The sequence below is a fragment of the Ensifer aridi genome, assembly GCF_002078505.1.
GTDB lineage: Bacteria > Pseudomonadota > Alphaproteobacteria > Rhizobiales > Rhizobiaceae > Sinorhizobium > Sinorhizobium aridi.
On record NZ_LUAV01000030.1, the window covers coordinates 1 to 21,238 of the forward strand.

Below are 21,238 nucleotides of genomic sequence, written 5' to 3' on the forward strand. Positions count from 1 at the left end.
CGTTTTCACACAGCCTGGACCCTAAGCCGACCTCCCCGATAGCGCCCGTCGGAGACGGGTCTGGCCCGAGCATGCCTTGTTTGACAAAATTCCGGTCACGGCGGCGGCCGAGCGGCCGCCGTGCCGCTTGCGACCGTCTTCTTCCGAACCAGAATCGAAAACCTGCAGGCGACCCCGCACGCCCAATTGGCTCACATCTAGAAAGCATCGAGGCGGCCACAGGTCTCAACCTGGCGGTTACTGCCCCTGCGGAGATCGTGCTACTTTGAAGCAATCGGAGCGCCGATAATCGCGAGCAAGGATCGGGAACGGCCGTTGAAGGCGACGACTTAAGCATGGTAAACAAAACTACATATTATCAGTATGAGCTTCGCACGCCTCGAAATCGCGATCAGACGCTTGCAAGCAGGATCGATATTGAATGTACATCTGGGGCAACCAACGTGCGCCCCTGCACCAGATCAAGGAAGCTCATATAAAACACGACGGAACCAAGCTTGGACACTTTGAAAGCATATCCGGGCTTAACTCATCTCCGAGATGTGTCAGGAGGCTTGCAGCTTGCGGTGATCGGCTGCGGAGCCTGGGGGAAGAACCTCGTCCGCTGTTTTGCTCAATTGGGTTGCCTCGGCGCCGTCGTCGATCGCCAATCGGCGACAGTCGAAACCCTTCTTCACCAGTATGGCGGCCGAGCGCTTTCGTTTGAGCAGGTGTTAGCCGAGCCTTCGATCCAGGCAGTGGCGATCTCTACCCAACCGTCTACCCATTACGACCTTGCCAAGCGCGCCCTACTGGCTGGAAAGCACCTCTTCGTCGAAAAGCCGTTCGCGCTTGAGCTCAAGCATGCCGAGGAGTTGACCGATCTGGCACGTCGTATGGACCGTCGACTTATGGTCGGTCATATCCTGCAGTACCATCCGGCCTTTTCTCGGCTCCAGAGTCTCGTAGCGAGCGGTGCGGTAGGTCGTATCCTGCGACTTCACGCCAACCGCATGAATCTAGGGGCGATCCGCTCCGAGGAGGATGTGCTCTGGTGTCTGGGGCCGCATGATCTGTCGATGATTTTGACTCTCGTGAGGGCAGAACCAAGCGAGGTTTACTGCATCGGTGGCTACCACCTGCGTAAAACGATAGCGGACGCCGTCACCGTTCACCTCGTCTTCCCCGCCGGGGAACAGGCGCAAATCAACTTGTCCTGGTTGCATCCCGTCAAGGAACACCGGCTCACAGTTATCGGGTCGGAGGCCATGATGGTGCTCGACGATGGAGCGCCGTGGGAACGCAAGCTGCTGCTGTATCCGCACATCGTGAATGTGGCAGGGCGCACAACGACAACGATCAGAGCCGAACCAATCACGGTAGCCATAGAGCAAGATGAACCGCTTAAGCTCGAGTGTCAGCATTTTGTCGATTGCATCGCGCACGGGCGTGATCCCATCACGAATGGTGACGAAGGCCTGCGGGTGACACGAGTCTTGGCCGAGGCCAGCATGCGGATGAGCCCTATCCATGGCTGCCCGGCCAGTCCTGTACGCACGAAGGCTGTCCACCCGGCTCCGAAGGCGAGAAGGCAGTATGCCAGACGGGATTCCCTTTAACGATCTCGGCGCGCAGCGCCGCTATCTTGGACACGCCATCGACCAGGCGATCCGCAACGTTCTTGACCACGGCATGTACGTCATGGGTCCGGAGGTTGCGCAACTCGAGCAAGAGCTCGCCGCATTTTGCGGTGCCAAGCACGCGATTTCCTGCGGCAACGGAACTGATGCGTTGACCCTCGTATTGATGGCCAAGAAGGTGAAAGCCGGCGATGCGGTCTTCTGCCCGGCTTTCACGTTTGCGGCCACCGCCGAGGCCGTAGCCGGACTTGGCGCGACACCGGTGTTCGTCGACATCTGCGAAGACAGCTTCAACCTCGATATCCGGAGTCTTCGTTGCTCGATAACCATGGTTAAGGAGAGCGGGCTTAAGCCGGTCGGGATTGTGGCGGTCGATCTTTTTGGGCAGCCTGCAGACTATGACGATATCGAAGCAGTTGCAGCTCGCGAAGGCCTCTGGTTGATCTGCGACGCAGCGCAAGCATTCGGCGCCAGCTACAAGGGGCGACAGATCGGTACAATTGGGCTTGCGACCACAACAAGCTTCTTCCCGAATAAACCCCTGGGCTGCTACGGGGACGGAGGGGCGGTATTCACAAGCAATGCCGAGTTGGCTGACAGCATCCTCTCGCTCCGCGTTCATGGCCAGGGCAAGGATAAGTTTGACAATGTCCAGATCGGCATGAACAGCCGTCTCGATACGCTGCAGGCGGCCGTTCTTCTAGAGAAGCTGAAAATATTTCCGGTTGAGATCACAGCCCGTCGTCGGATAGCGAGCCGCTACCATGAGCGATTGGGCGATGTCGTCACGGTCCCCTACATATTGGCCGGGGCGACCTCGGTTTGGGCGCAGTATACCCTGCGCCTGCCAAGGTGCGATCGCGAGCTGTTCCAGAGGTACCTGACGACGGCGGGCATTACAACAGCCGTCTACTATCCAAGGCCCCTGCACCGCCAACCTGCGTATAGCCACTTCCCAACTGCCCCCACAGGTCTATCCGTCTCCGACCGCCTTGCTACCGAGGTTGTCAGTCTGCCAATGCATGCCTACCTGACCGAGGAGGTTCAGGATCGGATCTCGGTTGCAGTACGGAAGGCATCATCGGCGGCACAGCGGTGACTCCGGCCTCCCATGGGGAATCGAGCTGGCCGGCTCGCAGTGGCAGCTTCTTGCAATTATTGCGCCGGCGCCGGTGTCGTGGGTGCAGGCGTGACGGTGTCGTGCGGGCCGTCGGTCGGGAGCCGGCGATGACGGGCTCCACCGATAATGAAGGCTGGCGCTGTAAATCCGCTAGGGTCCGCAATAAACTAACGGATCGCTTGAACGAGGATCCATGAGCGGAGAATAATTAATCAGTGCCAAACTGACGAAGCTGGCTGCGAATAGTGGGCCCGAGTACCGGCGTCCAGCGTAGCCGGGAGCAGCGGCTGCGAAAAGAAGCAGTATCCACTGGCTGCTGTAGAGCATTGCTTCGGCAGGATTGAAGTAGAGGTAGAACACGAACAAGCAACCAACTGCGATCAAAACCGCCAGTGTCAGCGAACGGAAGCGAGAATCGCTCAATGCACTTAGTATGCCGAAACAGAGTGCCAACGCGGTCATGAGATAGCCGGCGACTCTCAATGCCGAACTGCCAAGGGCGATAGCCGCTTGCCACCCATATCGGTGTTGGACCATGTCGAAGGGGGATACGAAAGCGAACACCCAAAAGCTCAATAGGTAGTCGCGGAGCACCGCGGGCGATACGAAATTGGCAACGCTCGCCAATTGATCGAGATACTCCCGTTGCCATGCGAAGGCTGCTGCGAGATCCGTATAGATCATGGGCAGAAGGGAGAGAGCCGTCGCAATGGCGAGCGGCAACGCGAACACCAGGACGAATCTCTGCTTTGGCTTGTAGGGTCCAGAAGGTTTCGCCAAACCAGGGTATAGAAGCACGCAGCTCAATGCCGGCAAATTGGCCGTGCCGGGAATTGCCCCGGCTATACCAGCGGATATGGCGCAAAGCACCGGGTGCTTTTTCGAATGTGGCGCAATGAGGATGAGCGCCAGCATGGCCGCAGCCATTGCGCTGAATGTGAAGCCGTAGGTCTCAACGACACTGAAAATCGTCAACGAACCAAAGGAGGAAATTGTCGCAAGTACGATGAAAAACGCAGCGATGCATTCTAACCCAAGTAGGCGCAGGAAGAGAAAAAACGCCAACGCTCCCATCGCGACAAAAGCCGCAAGAGCAGTAATGGCCGCAGTCGCAGCTGGAACGCCCATCTGGGTGAGTGGCCACCCAACAGTCGTTATGGACACGACGGCCAGCGCGTGCTTACGGAAGCGAAATGCACCCCAGTGACCGCTCGATAGTCTCTCAAAGTAGCTAGCCACATCAGCGCCAAAGATACAATTGTCTCTCTGGATTGCTTCCGAGCTGACGCCAATTCTGACCAGAAAGAAACCAAAGACGAGAGCGGCCAGCAGGCCGGCCGAGACCCAGGTTGCAACACCGAACCTTCGCAGACCGCCCGACCCGATCAGATCCTCGGCCATTGGTGCGGTCGTCAATGAGCCCATTGAACGATCCCAAAAACGACTGCTCCGCAAATGAGGCTCTTGGCGTCGGTGGCGCCAAACACGATCGGATCCTCAAGCATACTGCCGCGATGTGCCAACAAAACCATGCGGCCGAGCCAGTATACCAGCATGGGAATCGCGAACCAAAGTGCCTCCGGGGTGCTGTAGAGTTCATTTTGCACTTCAAACCAAACGAATACAGCGTAGATCGTGACCGCATTAAACGCCGCCGAAGACGCGAGAGCGGCTATTACAGGGAAATCCTCGGTTCTGTAGGAGCGGTTTCCAGCCTTTGTTCGCCTAAGCTTCAGCATTGTAGCGAGCTCAGCCTGCCGCTTGATAAGGGCTAGGGCAAGGAAGAAGAACACCGAGAATGCGATCAGCCACTCGGACGGCCTGATTCCCGTCGCTTCCCCTCCGGCTGCAACTCGGATTGCGTAGAGGCAGCCGAGGACGACGACATCGATCATCAGCATGCGTTTCAGATAAATCGAATAAAGGCAAGTCAACATGAAATAGAGTACGAGCGTCATTTGAAAGGTGAGGGCGAGCGGGAACGCGGCAACGCAAGCGGCGACCAGCAGGATCGGTACCAGGAAAAGCGCGGTTGCGACGGGTAGCGCGCCGCTAGCAAATGGTCGTAACCTCTTCGTCGGGTGGGCTCTGTCAGCTTGTAGGTCGAGAAGGTCGTTACACACATAGCTGATTGAGGCGACGAGCGAAAACGCCAAAAATGCAAGTATCGACTGATACCAGTTCTCGGTAGTTGAGACTGGCGACACCATTACCGGCACAAAAACCAGCACGTTCTTCGACCACTGGCGTACTCGGATTGCGGAAATGATCGATAGGACGTTCGTCCAGACTAGCGCGCCGCTTTGCCCAGAACCGTGCCCCGCAGCCGTCAATGCGCCGATGTCCGCTGGCAAGGAAATGAGTTCGAAATCGTCGATGATTGAGCCAAACTCTTGGGCTATGCTCCTGCGGACGCCGTCCCGTTCGTTTTGGCTAGCAGCATCCAAGACGAAAAAGCCCGAGAATATGCCATGGTAGTCACAAACAGCTTTGACCACCGAGTATGGAAGCGCCGAACACAAGAACAGTTTCCGCCCATTTCGATATTCTCTCTTTAACGCGTCTAATACGTCCTGATTGTAGGCAAGTGCTGACGCATCCATGGGCCTCTTTTCAATCTTAAACTCGCCGCTTGCAATGATGCTTTTAATGCGCGAAGGGAAAGAGAATATCTCTTGTCCAATAACAGCTATTGCGCGCTCATGATCAATATTGCTCTTTAAAAGAGCATGATCAAGGTTGACTACCCATGGCGGAGTTACCGCGCCTGTGCCAAAATTCTGCATGACCGGGATCTGCGTACAATTTAAGTAAAGAACAGCTTTAACTAGATATCGGGAGTTCTCTTGCCTTGCTTTGCCGAGTAAAACCTCGTAGTCGAGGCATTCACTCAGACACTCGCGGCGATTTTCCTTCCTCGACGCACCTATGGCGACACCGAAATAACCGCTGGCAGATAATCGCACTAGCTGGGCATCTTGGGAATATAGAGGACTATATATACGAACGAGCCTTCTTGGCGGTACGTCACTTGCAGCTACAGGCAAGGTTAGCATTCCCATAGGTTCGCCGAAGCCTTTCTAGCCGCTATCGGTAGGGGCCGACGACAGCTTCCCGAGCACCCTTCCCTTCCGGTCAGCTCTAAGCCTCGATCCGAGTGGGCCATGGTCGTCATGGCACCTTCGCACTGGCAGTGAGTCTCAACCGTTGACAACTCGCCTTTCGCCGGAGAGAATTCGCGCGTTACTAAAATGACTTTTCAACAGCTCGGGTGCTTCCGAACGGAGTTGCGCATGGCGAGCCTGGATTGCGGCCGGGAAGCAGCAATTGCGCGCACCCAGCCAAACAACATACTTAAGAGGTTTGCCCGATCAGCAGGAGATTGGCTGCTGGGCGCGGAACCGGAGCGTCTCATCAGCATCGGGCGCCTAGTTACGGCTGCCTTTGCGATCCTCGCCATTTATCTCGATCCTACTCACCCTGTGTCGCTTCTTTATGAATCCCGCGCGATACTGAGTCTCTACATTCTTTTTTCGGTGCTGCTGGTTATCTATCCGCTGCGCAAGCCGCTGGACAGCCCGGTCCACTTCCTTGTTCATGTCATCGATGCCGTGAGCCTTGCCTGGCTGACGCTTCTCACCGATGAACTCACCAGCCCCTTTTTTGCGGTGCTGCCGTTCGTTCTTCTCGCGATGACGATGCGTTGGGGCCTTAAAGGAGCGGCACTCGGTGCGCTCACTCTGCTCGTGGTTCAGTTGATTGTCGCCCTGCCCGACTTCAGTGATGGCGAGTCCGAGCTCAACGTGTTCATCATGCGGTCAACCTATTTTGTCTTCGCCGCTGTGATCCTTGGCTATTTCGGCGCTTACCGCGACCGTAGCCGCCAGCGCTTGGCTGAACTTGCTGAATGGCCCTTTGACGCAGTTGCCAATGATGTCGTCTCTTGGCTCGCTCTATTGTTCAGGCATGCATCCCGCGTCCTCGGCGGCTCCCGCTTGTTCGTTCTCTGGCGCGACCAGGAAGATGACGCGGGCTGCATCGCCTATTGGGCGGACGACCGTCTGAAGCTTGTCGAACTTCAGGACGCAGATTTCTGGCGTCGCCACGATCTTCAGCAGGCACGCCGTGAAGACGGTGCGGGCGTGCCGTCAAGGAACGAGATGGATTTTTTCCATCTGATCGCGGACCTACCAGAATTCGCAGAGGCGGCACGCGAGAGCGTTCAGCGTATTTCGGCGGCGTATTTTTCCAGCGTTCGCTATCGCGGACGCGTTTTCGTCATCAATTCTCCGCGCCGGCCGGACGAAGGCAGTGCCTTAACGGAGATCATCGCTACACGATTGGGTTCGGAATTGGAGCGCCTCGCGCTGACACAACAAATGACCGAAGCGGCGCGTTCGGAGGAGCGCATGCGGATGGCTTGCGACCTGCACGACAGCGTCCTGCAGAACCTTACCGCCGCACGGCTGAAGCTCAAGCTCTTTGGTGAGGCTGCAGAAAGCGACTCCAAGCTCCAGCTTGCGGAAGTTGGAAAGCTGATCTTGGAACAGCAGCAACGCATCCGCCAGTTCGTCGAAGAAAATCGCGCCGCTGAAATCCCGGCAACCAGTTCGCTTGAGCAGATACTGTCCTGTTTCGCTGGACTGCTTACAGGCCAATGGAACTGTCAGATCGAGGTTTCGGTCAGCCCACCGGGATTAACCGCGCCCAAATGGATGGCAGACGAAATCAAAAACCTTATCTCGGAAGCGGCGTCGAACGCGGTGCGCCACGGGCACGCGACGCGGCTCCGCGTCTCGATCAGCCAGACCGACGACTGCCTGGGGCTCGAATTCATTGACAACGGAACGGGAGCGCCGAGCAAGACGAATTCCCCTAGGCCTTCATCGCTTTCGGCACGCGTGAACAAGCTCGGAGGAAATCTCACGGTTTACCAAACCGCGCCGGGCTTCGGCGTCCACATCGTTTTGCCGCGGATGCTGGGGGCGATTTGATGTATTCCGTGATCCTCGCCGATGACCACCCTTTGCTCCTTGGCGGCCTCCAGCAGAGCCTGCTGGCTACGCCGGACATCAACGTAGTGGGCGTCGCCGCCAACGGAGAGGACGCGCTTGCCCTCATTCACGACCTAAAGCCCGACATAGCGGTACTCGACGTGGCGATGCCACAGATGAGCGGCCTCGACGTATTGCGGGCCTCGAAGGACCAACGGCTTCGCCTAAAGGTAATCCTCCTCACCGCGACGATAAGTGGCGCGCAGATTGCCGATGCTATATCGAGAGGGGCGTGGGGGATTTTATTGAAGGAGTATGCGCCGGAGGCGCTGCTCGACTGCCTGCGCCATGTCGCGAGTGGCGAGAAATGGCTGCCTGCCGAGCTTGTCGCGAAGGCGAGCGAGGCACCGCCTGTCGCAGCCTTGAACAAAATCGAGCTTCTGACCGCCCGTGAGCGGGAGATAGCCGCCCTAATATGCGGGGGGTTGTCCAACCGAACGATCGCCCAGAAGCTGGGTGCATCCGAAGGAACGATCGGAATTCATCTCCATAACATCTATCGCAAGCTGGAGATCACCAACAGGACGGCGCTCGCGGCGCTCCATGTTCAATATATGGCCGCGCGCGATGGGTGAAGGGTGCCAACCTTCGCAAAGCCGCTTCGGCGCCACGTTCCGCATCGGCCTCGGCGTGGCCGCCGGGGCGGCATTTATCGTGCTCGTTGTACGGGACGTCCATCTGCCGGAAGTCTGGGCGCTGCTGCAGAACGCTGCGCTGGCCCCATTGCTCTTTGCATTTCTTGCCTTCGTTACGGATTTCCTGCTGCGCGCGTTACGCTTTTGGATGATCCTGAAGCAAACGAGCAGCCGCGACTTACCACTAGGCCCGACCGTGGCACCGTTTATCGCCAGTTTCGGGGTGAACGACGTGCTGCCGCTACGGCTTGGCGACGGCTTTCGCGTGGTGTGGTTCAGCCGCCAGTTCCGGATCTCCGCAGGGACCGTGGTCGGCGCGATGATCGTCGAGCGGGTTCTCGATCTGGTGACGATCGTGGTCCTGAGAGCGCTCGCCATGGCACTGCTCGACCTCTCGGCAGCGTCCGCAACGGCGTGGCATTTCGAGCTCGCTCTCGTCGTCGCTCTTGCCGGAGGGTTCGGGATGTTGTTGGCGCCGGCCTTTCTTGCCAGGGTATTTGAGAAGCTATTGCACGGCGTCGAACTTTCCGTGGTCGTGATGGCTCTCTCGGGGCTGAAGGCCACATCGGCAGCCGTGCTGCAAGTCGGATCCTGGTACAAGATAATCGTGTTGACGGCGATCTCGCTCGCCCTGTGGGTTCTCGAAAGTCTCGTCCTCATCGGTGCGTGGCTGAGCCTGGACCGAGCGGCCCATGATTTCTTGAAGCCATTCTTGGCATTCGTCTTCAGCACGCTCGGCACCCTGATCCCAAGTCTTCCCGGTCACTTTGGAGCTTTCGAATTCTTCGGAGTCCAGGCTTTCGCCCTCGTCGGTGTCGACGCGCCGACAGCGGTGGCGGTGCTGCTGGTTGCCCATTTCATCCTCTGGGCGCCAATAGCGATTTTTGGCATCTGCTGGCTCCTTGTCGGCAGGCTTGAGAAAGCTCAACTGCCGACCTGAGCTGGCACTTTGACAAGCGATTGCGGATCGAAAACGGAATTGCTGAACCTCTCCTCAGGAGAGCCGTTTCACAAGCTTCAGCGCCCCCTGTCGTAAGGGCGAGCGGTGCGGAGCGGCGATGCGCGCGTCGATGCGATTTGCGCAGTACCAGTCATAGCTTTCTATCAGCATTTCCGTGTTGGAATACCGCGGTCGCCAGCCCATTGCGAGCAGCGGTTTGACATCGAAATAACAATCCCGGTGATAGGTTAAATAATGCCAGGGAACGAGCGGTGAGAGGCGCGTATGATAGAGTGCCCGGAGGGCATTTACTGCGAGCCACGCGGGGAGCCGGCGCACCTTCGACACGGTGTTGGCATAGGCGATCAGAGCCTCGAGATCCTCACCCAGGGTTTGAAAGCGATCTGTTCCGACGTTGTAGGTGCCCGGCAGGCCGGCCTCCAGCGCAAGCATGTAGAAATCTATAAGATCGTGGGCGTGAATGAATTGAACGCGATTGTCGCCGCTTCCGATTACGTAGACATTCCGGCCTTCGCGTATCCATTCAAACAGCACCTGAAATATGCCGAGGCGACCGGCTGCCAGCGTCACACGCGGACGTATGGTCGTGAGAGGAATGCCGGTGCGCCCGCAGATGTCCTTCATCAGCAGTTCGCCCGCGAGCTTCGACCGACCGTAATCCTCGGCCGGTCGCAACGGCGTAGACGCGTCGATCGCTCCCGCTGGAGGGATACCGTAGACCGCTGTCGTGCTCAGATGCACAATTGCCTTCACGCCGGCTTTCTGGGCTTCCTCCGCGACGATCCGGGTCCCTTCTACATTCACGTCCCAATGGCGACGACCGGCACCCGTTTGGGCGACAAGCGCGGCGCAGTGATGGACGACGTCGATACCGCGCATGGCGGCGGCGACACCGTCTCGGTCGAGGATACTGCAATGGACGAATTCGATATCGGTCGGGTGGGCCGGGTCGGACCAGATGTCGATGAGACACACGACGTCCCCGCGCTCGCGCAAGCGTCGCGCAAGAACGTTGCCGATAAAGCCTGACCCACCCGTAATCAGATGCCGCATCTCTCCTCCCGAGCGACGAAGCCCGCGCTGCTGCTTCAGGCGAAGCGGTTTTCAATTGCGTGAGTTGCATTGCGGTGCGCGACCGCCATTACCGTTCCTTGTGGGTTCACGATGGTTGGCCCGCAAAGCAGCGACGCATCGGCGATATAGAGACCATCGGCCTCTCGCACGCGGCCGAATGAGTCGGTCGCGCAAAGTACCTCGTTCTCGCCCATAGGACATGACGAAAAGACGTGGACCGATGTCAGATTGCCAGACCCGTTGGGCAGGTTCTCTGGAAGTTTTCGAAGATCCGCCATCGAACGGAGCACGGGGTATTCCGGCGCGGCCGGGTAGATGGCGATTGCACCGGCCGCGAGCAGTGCTTCGGACAATCGTTTGAGTCCCTCGGCGTAGTGGTGCAAGTCCCATTCGCTATGCCGGACTCGCACTAGGGGATCCCGAAAAAACGGCAGATTGCGGATCGTCGCGCAGCCTCCAGTCGTCTGTACGTAATAAATACCCATGCGGCGCCAACGATGCTCGACGTACGCAAGACAATCGGGACGGCCCGCCATGGTCAGGGCCAGCATCGGCTGTTTGCTGATCGAGCATCCCATACCGAAATGCGGTTCGAATTCTTTGATCTGGTGGACGGGATCGAAATCGCCAGGATCATTCACCTCGTAATCGAACTCTGCAACCACCTTCAGCATCGGGTGAAAGCGCAGGGAATTGCCTATGTTCTTTCTTAGGCCGCTGCGTCGCAGAAGTGCGGGCGTTTGAACCGCCCCGCATGCGACAAAGACCTTGTCGGCGGAGATCTCGACCGTCTGGGAAGGGCCATGTGTCGGCGTATGGATGGCGTCCAGACGCCATTTGCCTTCCTGCCGAGAAAGACGGCGTACGGCGGTGTCGGCAATTAACCTCCCGCCCGCCTTGAGAAAGCGGGGGACGAATGTCTCCGACATGGACTGCTTGCTGCCGCCCCGACCGCCGTAGCTGTAGAGGCGCGGAGCCTCGATGGCATGCCAGCCAAGGTTCATCGCACCCTCATACAGGCGCTTGGAGATCGCCGACGCTTCACAGGGCAGGTATTCGACGCGCGCGATCGCCTCGCACTCCGTGAAATGGGGCATCAACTCGTCGGACGAGAGATAACGTACGTCGAAGTCCTTACGCCACGCGTCCAGGACGTAGGAGGGCGTACGGTAATAAAGGCCGCGGTTGACTTCACTGCCGCCTCCGACACAGCAGCCTTCGACATATGCGATCTGTGTCGAGCCCAGGGCGACATTCACTCCGGCATTGCGGTATTTGTGAAGGATTTCGTCACGGGAAAAGTGTTCCGGCCAGTGGAGCGGAAGATTCTGTCCTTCTTCCACCAACAGCACGGACTTGCCGGCTTCGGCGCAAAGCATCGCCGTCACCGCCCCTCCGGGGCCGGAGCCGATGACCGCGACCTCCGCTACCATCTCCCGAATGACAGGCTCAGTCCTGTTTCGCGCGCATGCCACGGTCAGCATCCTGTTTGGAAAGCTCGGAATAAAGGCCGAAGATCACGAAGGAGCGGTAGAAGGCGATAAGCCCCTGCCGAAAGGCGAGCCGCGACCGCTTCCAACGCTCGACCTGGTCGATGCGGCGCGGGAGATCGAGACGATGAAACGGTTTTCCCGTGGTGGCATAGGGCCACGCGTCGAAGACCAGCGTGAGGATCCGGAATGCAAAGCGCAGGTGGTCCGGCATTCTCGCCTGCGTTGCGAACAGGAAGCCGACAACCGACACCATGTTCTCTCGTCCGTCTTTCTCCGGCCTTTCCATCCTGACCAGAGTGTCCGCGAGGGCGCGAACGCATTTTTCATGGAGTTGGGGGCTTTTAGACTTCATGGCGTTGTTCTGGTGGCTGCGAGGACCGAAGAACCGGCGCGAACAAGGGGTCGTGGTAGGATCGGAACGTCGTACAGCGCGGGTCCACAATGTCGGAGCGGATGATGGCTTCCATGCCCACGCACTCGGCGACCGCCCAGTCGCGATCGAAACGATCACCCACCATTAGAGCGCGATCCGGCCGAGTGCCGGCTGTGCGGAGTATCTTCATAAGCCCAGCTGGGTCAGGCTTCAGGCTTTGTATGTCAGCGTCGGCCGCACTGACGACGATGTCGGCTTCCAAGCCAAGGGCGGCGAGTTTCTCTCGGGCAGGATAGTCGGAAAGGACGGCAACCAACCTGCCGGAGTGTCGCAGCCCATCGAAGAGCGCCCCAACGCCTGGGTAGCGGCAGGCAGCAAGGTGAGGGAGCGGGCGCTGATCAATCCATTCGCTCACGATTTGCTTGACTTCCTCCTCTGAGCATTGGCTGAGAACCGCCGTGTCAGAGAACTGACGCTCGACGAAGTGGGTGGGCGACGATCTCGCCAGGACTTCCCGGCACCGCCGAAAGTTCTGTATCACCCTCATGTTCCTAAAACTGCGGGTACGCATAGCGTCGAAACACAGACTGAGAACCATGAGCGCTCTGAGCCGCGATTGGTTGTACAGCGTGCCATCAAGATCAAAGACCACTAGATCGCGGCCATCCCAAATCGATCGACGTCCGGGTTTCATTTCGTTCAATCAACCGGAATAAAGTCCACCTTCGAGATATCGTAGAGAAACGGTATGTCGACGAAGGACGTGAACAGCAAAGCACCAACTGCGAGGGCAAGCGAGGCAATCAGCCGCTTGGACCGAAACATCCTTTCCGGCCGTTGTGCGATTGAGTTCTTCAATAGCGCGAGCCAGAGATAGGAGGAGAACAAGACGGCGATGAACGGCATGGCAACGATGTACTCTAGCCGGTATTTGACAAGGAACGCAGCGATAAAAAAGGCCGATACCATCGCGTAGAGAAAGCAGGAGACCGTCAGACTCTCGGCAGTGTAATAGCGGAATGATCGACGATAGCGGTGAAGCAACTCTGGACCCACCGTACCAGAGATATCTCGGTATTCGGAGAGCCTCTTCGCGCCCATGAGGAATGCGCCGGCAGTCCAGTAAGCGATGATAAGGCTGCTCGGAGGCATTGTGGAAGGATCGATGATCGTCCAGCCGAGCGTCAGGCGGATCGGATTGTTCATCGCTTCTGAAATCACGTCAATGTAAGGCAAGTCCTTCGATCGTACAGGCGGCACGTTGTAGATCAATCCGGAAACCAGGAACACGAAGGACGCTAAAAAAAAGAACGTGCCGAGCGGCCACGCGAGCAACAGGCCGATGACGGCAAAAGCCACATACTCGAGGTAAACGACGAACGGGGAAAGCGAGCACTGCACGGCGGCACGGGCCTGCTTCGAGGGGTGGTGCGCATCGTATTCCCGGTCAAGCCACTCGTTGAGTACGTAATTCGCCGAAGCGATGGTGATTGCGCTCGCGAAGCCCACAATGATGGACAGCGCGGTGTTGTGCAGCGGCGGTGCGCGAAGGGCGTAGGCCAGGATGAGGCCGGGCACGATGAAAATATGCTTGGTAGCGTGATCGAATCTGGCGAGCGCAAGGTAGCGGCTGAACGAGCCCCTTTGTGGTATTGCGACGGTTACAAGCGGCAAGGCTTCGTTGCTCATGTTCTTATGCTTCTGCGCGTCAGGAGGGTACGACACGACGTTAGTCCCTCCCAGCGGCGGGCTGCACTTCGTAGATGCGGCCATCCGGCTCCGTTGCAACGTTGATCAGCGAAAGCCGTTGCTTTAATTCGGATTCGGTCACGCGGTAAAACCGCCAGGTCACCTTGTCGAACATCACGATATATGTTCGCTGTTTCTCGGACGCATCCTTCAACCTGGACAACTGCCGCTCAAAGGGGTCCGACGGGTTCTCGATGCCGGTTCGCAGCTCAAACCGCCCTGGAATGAACACAGCCGGACGCTTCAGCACATAGGCGATTGCATCCGGCCCATTGCTATAGATCAGGGCAGTTGCCGGAAGCTCGCCCACCGCGCGCATTGTCGGAGAATTGGTCCATTCCAGGCTCGCGAAACCAATTCCGGAGCGATAGGCGTCTAAGGATCTCACGGTTGTGCGCGCAACGTGGCTGCTTAGAACGATGATCGCAAGCGCTAGCAGGCCGTGATGGAAGGCTTTCAGAAGACCGGTGGAATGACGAAATTCGGTCAGAGCGATCGTTACTGCCATCACTGTCATGACATAGGGAGGGAAAGCGTATCTACCGTTCAGGCTCAGATTCGCTTCGATCGAGGTCGCAAGGACCATGAAAGCCATATAGAAGAGGAAGAACAGGCCAAGCATCAAACGCAGGAAGCGACGGGCTACATTCGCTCCAAGGGGGTCACTGAGCATTCGAGCTGCCTGAACATAGATCAGGGTGCCTGCAGCAATGGCAACGGCACACAAGAGCAGCACACGAGCCGCGAAAGGTATTTCGTCCGGCAGCAGCCAGGCCGTCAAAGCTCCCAGGCTGCTCAGCCATTTCTCGGCACCCATATTGCCGTGGAACGCCAGTTCCCGACCAATGGAATGACCTTTGGAAACGTAGCTGATCGCAACCCAGGCAAAGAAGATCCCTCCGCTCACTGAGCCATACAGCACGGCATCCGCGATTCGGCGCGCCAAGCTGCGTCGTGCATTCAGAAGAAAACATGTCGCAAGCGCGGCTCCCATCGGCGGCGCGGTGAACCGGGTGAGCGTAGCGAGCCCCAATGCCACTGCACTCGCAACCAGCCATAGCCGGTTTCCGCTTTCCAAGTAGCGCAAGGCGGTCAGCAACACGACCAAGAGCGAAAGCAGAAACAGCGGTTCCGACATCGCAAGGGAATGCTGGGTGACGAACTGTGGCGCGAGGACGATGAGGGCAGTCCCGATGGCCGCATGGTGCGGCTTGCCTGCCGCGCCAACGAGCAGCCGGCAGATCAACAGCACATTTGCGCAGACGAAGAACAGACCTAGGACCTTGGCCGCACTCGCCATATCGAAGCCGAACGCTGCAGGAAGCTGAACGAGCCACGCATAGAGCGGTGCGTCGTAAGGCTGCTCATTGATCCCCATGTATCGCGTTGTGTCTGGGTATATGCCAATTCCTTTATGGGTATTGATCAAGAAAAAAGCCAAGGAGATCAGCATAAATGGGGCCGGAAAAATCCAGTTCCACTGCCTTACGGGCAAAACAACCGACTTATTTTTAGGGTCAGAAACATAATTATAATACATTCTCGTCCCTGTTGAACAACAATACCAGGACATCTATTAAGCAATGTTGCGAAATACCCGCTTCACGTTTTCTGTTACAAAGTGCAGCGTCGCGTCCGCAATGCCGCTCGACAAAATGTCGTCGAGCGCCACTATGAGCTTATCGATATGATGCGGCTGCGAGACGAAGGGCGGCATGAAGTGCAGGAGGTCCCGCGCACCGGGTTGAAAATGCACGAGGACATTATGGCGCTCGAACAATTGCCGGGTCACCGCACCGATGAGCACGGTTTGATAGGTCTGAAACAAAGGATTCTTGGAAATATCAATGAGCTTGGATACGAGGTCCTGGTGGAAATTCAGCCGAATGGCCTGGAATAGACCGCGGCCGCGGACGTCGATGATCTGGCGCGGGTACTTCGCTTTCAACTCGTGGAGCCGCGTAGAGAGGTAGTGACCGACGCGTTCGGCATTGTCGATCAAGCCCTCGTCCTGCAAAATGTTGAGCGTCTCGATCGCGACGGCGCAGCTTTCGCCAAGTCCGCTGAAGCTTGAGCTATGCAGGTTGCAATCCTGTTTGTTGCCGTAGGCCCGATCGAACAACGTCTGCGAGGTCACCATGGCCGCGACTTCTCGTTTGCCGCCGCCCAGAGTCTTCGCGAGCGTGACGATATCCGGAACGGCATCTTCATATTGGAAGGCGCAGAAGCGGCCGCTTCGGCCCATTCCGACCTTCACTTCATCGAAGATGGAAAGGATTTCGTTCTTCCTGCAGAGCTCGGCGAATTGGCTCAGGTATCCCGCCGGCGGCACTTCGCACGTGGTGCCGTTGATCGTCTCAACGATCGCGGCGATGATCGGGTTGTGGCCGCTGCTGTCAGTCTCCGCAGCGATAGCTTGCCGCAAGGCATCGATGTCACCATAGCGGACGTAGATGACGTTCTCTTTCGGGACTCCCAGCAGGAAACCCGATTGCACATCGGTGGCCGTCGTCAGCGATAGCGGACCGTGCGTCTTACCATGAAACGCGCCCTGCATGCACAGGAACTTGTTCTTGCCTTTTGGTGTCTGCACACGCTCGCTGAGTTTCATTGCCGCCTCGTTCGCCTCCGCGCCCGAGACAGCAAAAAATGAGACGGTCAGCGGCGGCGGCAAGAAAAGCGATAGGTTGTAGGCGAGTACGCCTTGCAGCTTATGCGGAGCGAGCTTGATGCAGTCGATGATCTTACGCTCGTGACACTTGCGCTCGGCTTCTATAATCCGTGGGTGGTTGTGTCCAAGCCCCACCACTCCAAGTCCGGCGGAGAAATCGAAAAGGGTTCGTCCGTCGTTTAGCCAGATCTCAACACCCTCAGCTCCCCTAATATCCATATCCTTAAGTCCAAGAATATCGAAGATCTGCAGCATGTATTTATTTAGATGCTTGGAGTAAAAACTATTGGCAGAGGCTACATCCAGTTCCAAGCTCTGGTCGAGAGAGAGCAATGGTAGCGCCTTTCCGTTGTAATTCCCAGGAATCTGAACGCTAGCTATCGCGGACACCGAACACTCCCCAGCACAGGACAGAGAACGTTTTATAACATTTGGACTGTCCGCCCGGAATCTATAGGACTATATAGGGATGCAGTATTAGATCGTGGGGGATCTTCGCGAGGCAGACATGTGATGGAATGTGGTCTGAACAGCTTCGTTTTGTCCCCGACGGCTTCGGCGAGGTTGAGCTCTGAACAAATGCTGCTCCGGCACTTTCAGGGCCTATAGCCTAATTCTTCCGTTCAAGCTGCGTTCATGCAAAACGCGCTATAAACCACTGACGGACGAGAGATGGTGGCCGCCTGATAAAAGCTGGCAGGCACTCCAACATGCCCGGGAGCGGGAGTACGATCAAAAATACCGGATGTTGCACGACGCCTGCTCCCCAGGGAGTCGAAAACGTGAAACGCACCCTTCTGAAAATTGCCGCGATCGGTATGCTCTTGCTTGCTCCGGCGATCGCTCGGGCGGCGGAAGGCTTCGCGACGGCGAACGTCAATATGCGCGCCGGCCCAAGCACAGCATATCCGGCGGTCACCGTAATTCCGGCCGGCGAATCCATCGAGATCTACGGCTGTCTTGCCGACGTGCCATGGTGCGACGTGGAGTTCTACGGCGGCCGTGGCTGGGTGCATGGCGGATATATCCAGGCGCTCTATCAACAGCGCCGCGTTTATCTCGGTCCTCGATATTATCGCCCGCTCGGTATTCCCGTCGTTGTCTTCAGCTTCAGCAGCTATTGGGATCGTCACTACCGCGACCGTGACTTTTATCGCGACCGCGATCGCTGGCGCCGCGGACCGGATTTCTATCGCGGCCGCGATCGCCGTACGGAACCGTACCGGCCGCCCAGCCGCAGGCCCGAGTTCGAGCCGAGCCCAGTTCCGCCCCCGGAATTCGAGCGGAGATTGGAGCGTAGGCCCGATTTTAGCCGTCCGCCTGAAAGACCCCGGGACCTTGACGATCGCTCGGATCGCCTTCCGGATTTCGATCGCGCGCCCAACCGCAGGCCTAATGTCGACAGGCGGCCGGACTTTGACCGTGATCTGCCCGGCGGCGGCGATCGCAACCGGCGGAACTTTGAGCGTCGGAGCGATGATGGCGATCGCGTCATCCGCCGCGGCGACGACAATCGTGACCGCAGGGGTGGTGACAATGACCGCCGCAGGCCGCAGCGACGTGTCTGCGAACCTGGCGAACCGGATTGCCCGGACTAATGGGGCCCCCAGGGACGGCAAGATGCTGACGCATCGGCAGCCGGGGCTGCGCGGACCCGGAACCGTTTCCGTCGGCCGCAAGGCCAAGCGAGTAAACCCCGATCAGGTCAGCCTGAAAAGACGCTGGGCTTTGGTTGATCGCCCGCGTGATGGCGCATTCCGCAGCGGCTCGCCGGATGATCAGGTCCGCGTGATCGGCCTTTCCAGAAGTTCTAGGACAGCGGCTTGGATATGCACGCACAAATCTTCGTATTCGGCCACCAGCTTCTCGCGCCGAGGGGTCTCCCTCCGGAGTTCCTCAAGCGTCTCAGCCGCTACAGCGTACCGCTCGAAAAGGTCATCAAGCTCGCGGCTCTTGGCGTGGCGCAATCGCTCGCGATGATGAGGTAGGGCCAGCGCCAAGCGAGCCCTGCCTTTTCGGACCAACAACATTCTTTCAATCCGTAGCACCGCCCTCGGCAAGGCGCCGCCCGCTGCCTCGCCAGGCCATTGTCAAGGGTGCTGTTTTTCCTCAGTCGCCAGTTGGAGCTGCTTCGGCTGGCCGGGGACGTACACCGCGACGTCTGAGCCGCTCTCCTCCAAGAACGAGCCTGCGACGAGCAGATAGGCGGCAATCGCCGCCATCGAGAGGAGTATAGTGCATATGGGAAGGCCGGTGGAGGCACTTCGCTCAGGGGACCGATTTTCGTTTCCACGATACATCACGACATCCTTTCACAAGGCCCGCGAGACAAGAGCGCTGAAGTCCCAGAGCTGCCCAGAAGGGACGTTTTGGGCGCTGCTCTGGGACCTCTCGAAGGGGTCATTGCGGTAGCGGCGGCTACCGGCTGGCCCCCCGCGAACCACTATGCGCCAGATCGGCGTTGGCGCTGCCGCAGGGCCGATCCGCGCCGCAGCTCTCTGAGCTTCGCCAGTCGCTCGGGCGGGTCGACGAAAATCACCAGCAAAAACTCGGTGGCCATGAGGATGTGCGCAGGGATACCGGTCTTGGCGCTCGCCAGAAACGCAATCCAGATTGCAACTCCGATGTAAACGCCGATCGTGAGGGGGCTCGTTATCAAGCGCCAACCGAGATCGGAGGCTCGATCTTTCCATCCAATGATCGATGCCATAGCGAAAAACCCGGTGCATCCTTTTCGAGTTGATCGATAGCCGTGATTCCGTCGGCCTTTATCGTCACAGTATCTGGACCAGTCAGGCACCCACGCAATGGGCGTAAGACCTTTGCCCACCCGGATCGGACTTAGGTCCTATAGATCAAAGATCACGGATGGGTCTTAGAAACTATGTCGGTACACGAGCGTTGACGCCGCATGAAACAAGGAGACTGATTATGAAGATCGCAACCGTGTTTGCGGCCGCAAGCGTCGCGTTTGCCGCCTGTGCGGGAGCCGCAATGGCCGATCCGTGGAAAGACGAAAGCGGTCATGGTCGCTGGCGCTGGCGCGGCTATTACGACGAGCCGCGATACGAGCGCAGAGCTTACAAGGAAGAGTATCGTCGCGGCCGCTGCAAGATCGAGCGCAAGTGGGACGACGACGAATACAAGGAAGAAATCAAGTGCAAAGGCCGGGCGCGGCCGATCTACGGCTATTACCGCTGGTGACCTCACGCTCGCCGGTGATCCGCTGGATTTTCCGGCAGTATGCCGATGGGGTCTCGCCGCGCGACATCGCAAAGAAGCTCAACGCGCAGGGCGCCCGGACCACGCGGGGCTAAATGGTGCGACGCCGCGATCCGCGGACACGTCAGTCGCGGTACCGGCATTCTCAACAACACCACCTACATCGGCTGTGTCGTCTGAAACCGGAGACAATATCGTAAGAACCCCGAGACCGAGCGCCGCGTCGCCCGCGGCAACAAGGAAAGTGAGTGGGTCGTCAACGATGATCATCACGCCTTGCGGATCGTCGACGACGCACTCTGGGCCCGCGTCAGGGAGCGGCAGCAGGAAGTCGGTGAAGTCTTCTCCTACACGACAACCAATCGTCTCAACGGCGCTCACCGGCCGAGCTAGCTGCTGAGTCGTATTGCTGGAGTGCGCCGAATGCGGCGGCCCCTACGCCATCATGGCCAGGAGCGCTACGGCTGTTCGAACCACAAGAGCAAACTGCCGGTCGACGGCCTCGGCCGCGCCTGCTGCTCCAACCAGAAGACCATTCTGCGCAGGAACCGCGAGGATCGGGTGCTGTCCTGCCTGCCCGCCGCATTTTTTGGGATGGTGTGTTCGATGAGGTTGCCGGACGGCCCGCCAGAACTTCGCGGCCTCGATCAGGAACGAAGCCGACGAGCGCCAACGCATTTCCGTGGAGTTGAAGGTTGTCGAACAGGAACAGCGCCAGATCATCCGGCAGATCAGCCATTCGCCATGCGGAAGGCCGGCCGCGTCTAGCGGCCGTCGACGATATGCTCGACAAACTCGAGGAACGTCGCACCGATCTTGAAGCGGAGTTGCTGCAAGCACCGGCCAAAGAGGATTTCGGGAGCGGATCAGCAGATCGAAGGCGGAGGTCAGTCGGAAGCCGTCGAGCTGATCCTCAACTCCGCCTGCTATCACATGCGCGAGCACGCCGATACCGAGACGAAGCAGCCCTTCATCAATATCGTGCGCCAGTTCATCCAGAAGGTCGTCATCGGCAGGACGCCCGGGCCACCAGCCGGCATCCCTGGACGTCCACGGCCGGATCGCCTCGATCCTTGCCGCCATGGAAGCGGCGACCATGGAGAAGCGGTTCGAGGCGCTGCAACGCCACGACTATCTGGAAAAGCTGCGCGCCGGAGAGCTTGAGACGGAGGCGCAAAAACAAAAGCTCCTCGGCGCTTATGCGGAGGAGCTTGAGAGCAAATATCCCGAGTGGGCGAATTTGCAAGTGGTTGCGGGGGCAGGATTT

The 21,238-nt window shown here is 58.3% G+C and carries 20 protein-coding genes; 9 read left to right on the forward strand and 11 right to left on the reverse strand.

The features are described 5' to 3' along the window. The first annotated feature begins 497 nt into the window (after positions 1-497). Both AYK65_RS22045 and AYK65_RS22050 read left to right on the forward strand, forming a co-directional pair. Complete coding sequence (locus tag AYK65_RS22045; protein ID WP_081160740.1) at positions 498-1,598, forward strand: Gfo/Idh/MocA family protein; 1,101 nt, start codon at positions 498-500, stop codon at positions 1,596-1,598. Next, on the forward strand, positions 1,576-2,718 hold the full coding sequence (locus tag AYK65_RS22050) for a DegT/DnrJ/EryC1/StrS family aminotransferase (protein ID WP_046116986.1): 1,143 nt from the start codon (positions 1,576-1,578) through the stop codon (positions 2,716-2,718). The genes AYK65_RS22045 and AYK65_RS22050 overlap by 23 nt, the downstream gene beginning before the upstream one ends. A 171-nt stretch (positions 2,719-2,889) precedes the next feature. Here AYK65_RS22050 and AYK65_RS22055 read toward each other — a convergent pair whose 3' ends face one another. Both AYK65_RS22055 and AYK65_RS22060 read right to left on the reverse strand, forming a co-directional pair. Continuing rightward, positions 2,890-4,140 carry a hypothetical protein gene (locus AYK65_RS22055; RefSeq protein WP_139793310.1) on the reverse strand — a complete coding sequence of 417 codons (1,251 nt, stop codon included), beginning with the start codon at positions 4,138-4,140 and terminating at the stop codon, positions 2,890-2,892. Between the two features lie 11 nt (positions 4,141-4,151). Continuing rightward, positions 4,152-5,525: a UbiA family prenyltransferase gene (locus AYK65_RS22060; protein ID WP_052728202.1), complete on the reverse strand. Its 1,374-nt coding sequence runs from the start codon at positions 5,523-5,525 to the stop codon at positions 4,152-4,154. A 507-nt stretch (positions 5,526-6,032) separates the two neighbouring features. Between AYK65_RS22060 and AYK65_RS22065 the strand changes: the two genes are divergently transcribed. Genes AYK65_RS22065 through AYK65_RS22075 form a run of 3 tightly spaced genes read left to right on the forward strand, consistent with a single transcriptional unit; the run spans position 6,033 to position 9,368 of the window. Further along, positions 6,033-7,733: a sensor histidine kinase gene (locus AYK65_RS22065; RefSeq protein ID WP_081160748.1), complete on the forward strand. Its 1,701-nt coding sequence runs from the start codon at positions 6,033-6,035 to the stop codon at positions 7,731-7,733. After that, positions 7,733-8,368 carry a response regulator gene (locus tag AYK65_RS22070; protein WP_046120441.1) on the forward strand — a complete coding sequence of 212 codons (636 nt, stop codon included), beginning with the start codon at positions 7,733-7,735 and terminating at the stop codon, positions 8,366-8,368. Before AYK65_RS22065 ends, AYK65_RS22070 begins: the two co-directional genes overlap by 1 nt. Continuing rightward, positions 8,337-9,368: a lysylphosphatidylglycerol synthase transmembrane domain-containing protein gene (locus AYK65_RS22075; protein WP_081160750.1), complete on the forward strand. Its 1,032-nt coding sequence runs from the start codon at positions 8,337-8,339 to the stop codon at positions 9,366-9,368. Before AYK65_RS22070 ends, AYK65_RS22075 begins: the two co-directional genes overlap by 32 nt. Before the next feature lie 54 nt (positions 9,369-9,422). Here AYK65_RS22075 and AYK65_RS22080 read toward each other — a convergent pair whose 3' ends face one another. The 7 genes from AYK65_RS22080 to AYK65_RS22110 form a co-directional block, all read right to left on the reverse strand. Further along, positions 9,423-10,442 carry an NAD-dependent epimerase/dehydratase family protein gene (locus AYK65_RS22080; RefSeq protein ID WP_026617453.1) on the reverse strand — a complete coding sequence of 340 codons (1,020 nt, stop codon included), beginning with the start codon at positions 10,440-10,442 and terminating at the stop codon, positions 9,423-9,425. 35 nt (positions 10,443-10,477) lie between these two features. After that, a complete protein-coding gene (locus AYK65_RS22085) occupies positions 10,478-11,947 on the reverse strand; it encodes a GMC family oxidoreductase N-terminal domain-containing protein (RefSeq protein ID WP_338031453.1) in 1,470 nt (489 codons plus the stop codon). Then, positions 11,913-12,209 carry a hypothetical protein gene (locus tag AYK65_RS22090; RefSeq protein WP_139015876.1) on the reverse strand — a complete coding sequence of 99 codons (297 nt, stop codon included), beginning with the start codon at positions 12,207-12,209 and terminating at the stop codon, positions 11,913-11,915. Before AYK65_RS22090 ends, AYK65_RS22085 begins: the two co-directional genes overlap by 35 nt. Before the next feature lie 88 nt (positions 12,210-12,297). Beyond that, a complete protein-coding gene (locus AYK65_RS33960; RefSeq protein ID WP_046120443.1) occupies positions 12,298-13,023 on the reverse strand; it encodes an HAD family hydrolase in 726 nt (241 codons plus the stop codon). Positions 13,024-13,028: 5 nt separating this feature from the next. Beyond that, entirely contained in the window at positions 13,029-14,018 is a 990-nt protein-coding gene (locus AYK65_RS22100; RefSeq protein ID WP_051440692.1) for a UbiA family prenyltransferase, read from the reverse strand. Between the two features lie 40 nt (positions 14,019-14,058). Then, a complete protein-coding gene (locus tag AYK65_RS22105) occupies positions 14,059-15,618 on the reverse strand; it encodes a glycosyltransferase family 39 protein (protein WP_172402059.1) in 1,560 nt (519 codons plus the stop codon). Between the two features lie 36 nt (positions 15,619-15,654). Next, positions 15,655-17,139 carry an aspartate aminotransferase family protein gene (locus tag AYK65_RS22110; protein WP_139793311.1) on the reverse strand — a complete coding sequence of 495 codons (1,485 nt, stop codon included), beginning with the start codon at positions 17,137-17,139 and terminating at the stop codon, positions 15,655-15,657. Between the two features lie 392 nt (positions 17,140-17,531). Between AYK65_RS22110 and AYK65_RS22115 the strand changes: the two genes are divergently transcribed. Continuing rightward, positions 17,532-18,347, forward strand: coding sequence for an SH3 domain-containing protein (locus tag AYK65_RS22115; RefSeq protein ID WP_046120446.1), 816 nt, complete (start codon positions 17,532-17,534; stop codon positions 18,345-18,347). A 225-nt stretch (positions 18,348-18,572) separates the two neighbouring features. After that, the gene (locus tag AYK65_RS32585) at positions 18,573-18,737 is read left to right on the forward strand and encodes a hypothetical protein (RefSeq protein WP_172402060.1); all 165 of its coding nucleotides are present in this window, start codon (positions 18,573-18,575) and stop codon (positions 18,735-18,737) included. Positions 18,738-19,192: 455 nt separating this feature from the next. On the opposite strand, the gene AYK65_RS22130 is transcribed toward AYK65_RS32585, so the two are convergent. Next, positions 19,193-19,459 (reverse strand): hypothetical protein, encoded by a 267-nt coding sequence (locus AYK65_RS22130; protein ID WP_081160768.1) that lies wholly within the window; start codon positions 19,457-19,459, stop codon positions 19,193-19,195. 221 nt (positions 19,460-19,680) lie between these two features. Here AYK65_RS22130 and AYK65_RS22135 point away from each other — a divergent pair, with 221 nt between their 5' ends. Both AYK65_RS22135 and AYK65_RS33255 read left to right on the forward strand, forming a co-directional pair. Continuing rightward, on the forward strand, positions 19,681-19,953 hold the full coding sequence (locus AYK65_RS22135) for a hypothetical protein (protein WP_081160771.1): 273 nt from the start codon (positions 19,681-19,683) through the stop codon (positions 19,951-19,953). Between the two features lie 14 nt (positions 19,954-19,967). Beyond that, positions 19,968-20,066 carry a recombinase family protein gene (locus AYK65_RS33255; RefSeq protein WP_234706848.1) on the forward strand — a complete coding sequence of 33 codons (99 nt, stop codon included), beginning with the start codon at positions 19,968-19,970 and terminating at the stop codon, positions 20,064-20,066. Between the two features lie 340 nt (positions 20,067-20,406). Here AYK65_RS33255 and AYK65_RS22145 read toward each other — a convergent pair whose 3' ends face one another. Continuing rightward, entirely contained in the window at positions 20,407-21,069 is a 663-nt protein-coding gene (locus tag AYK65_RS22145) for a hypothetical protein (protein ID WP_081160774.1), read from the reverse strand. Positions 21,070-21,238 lie beyond the last annotated feature (169 nt).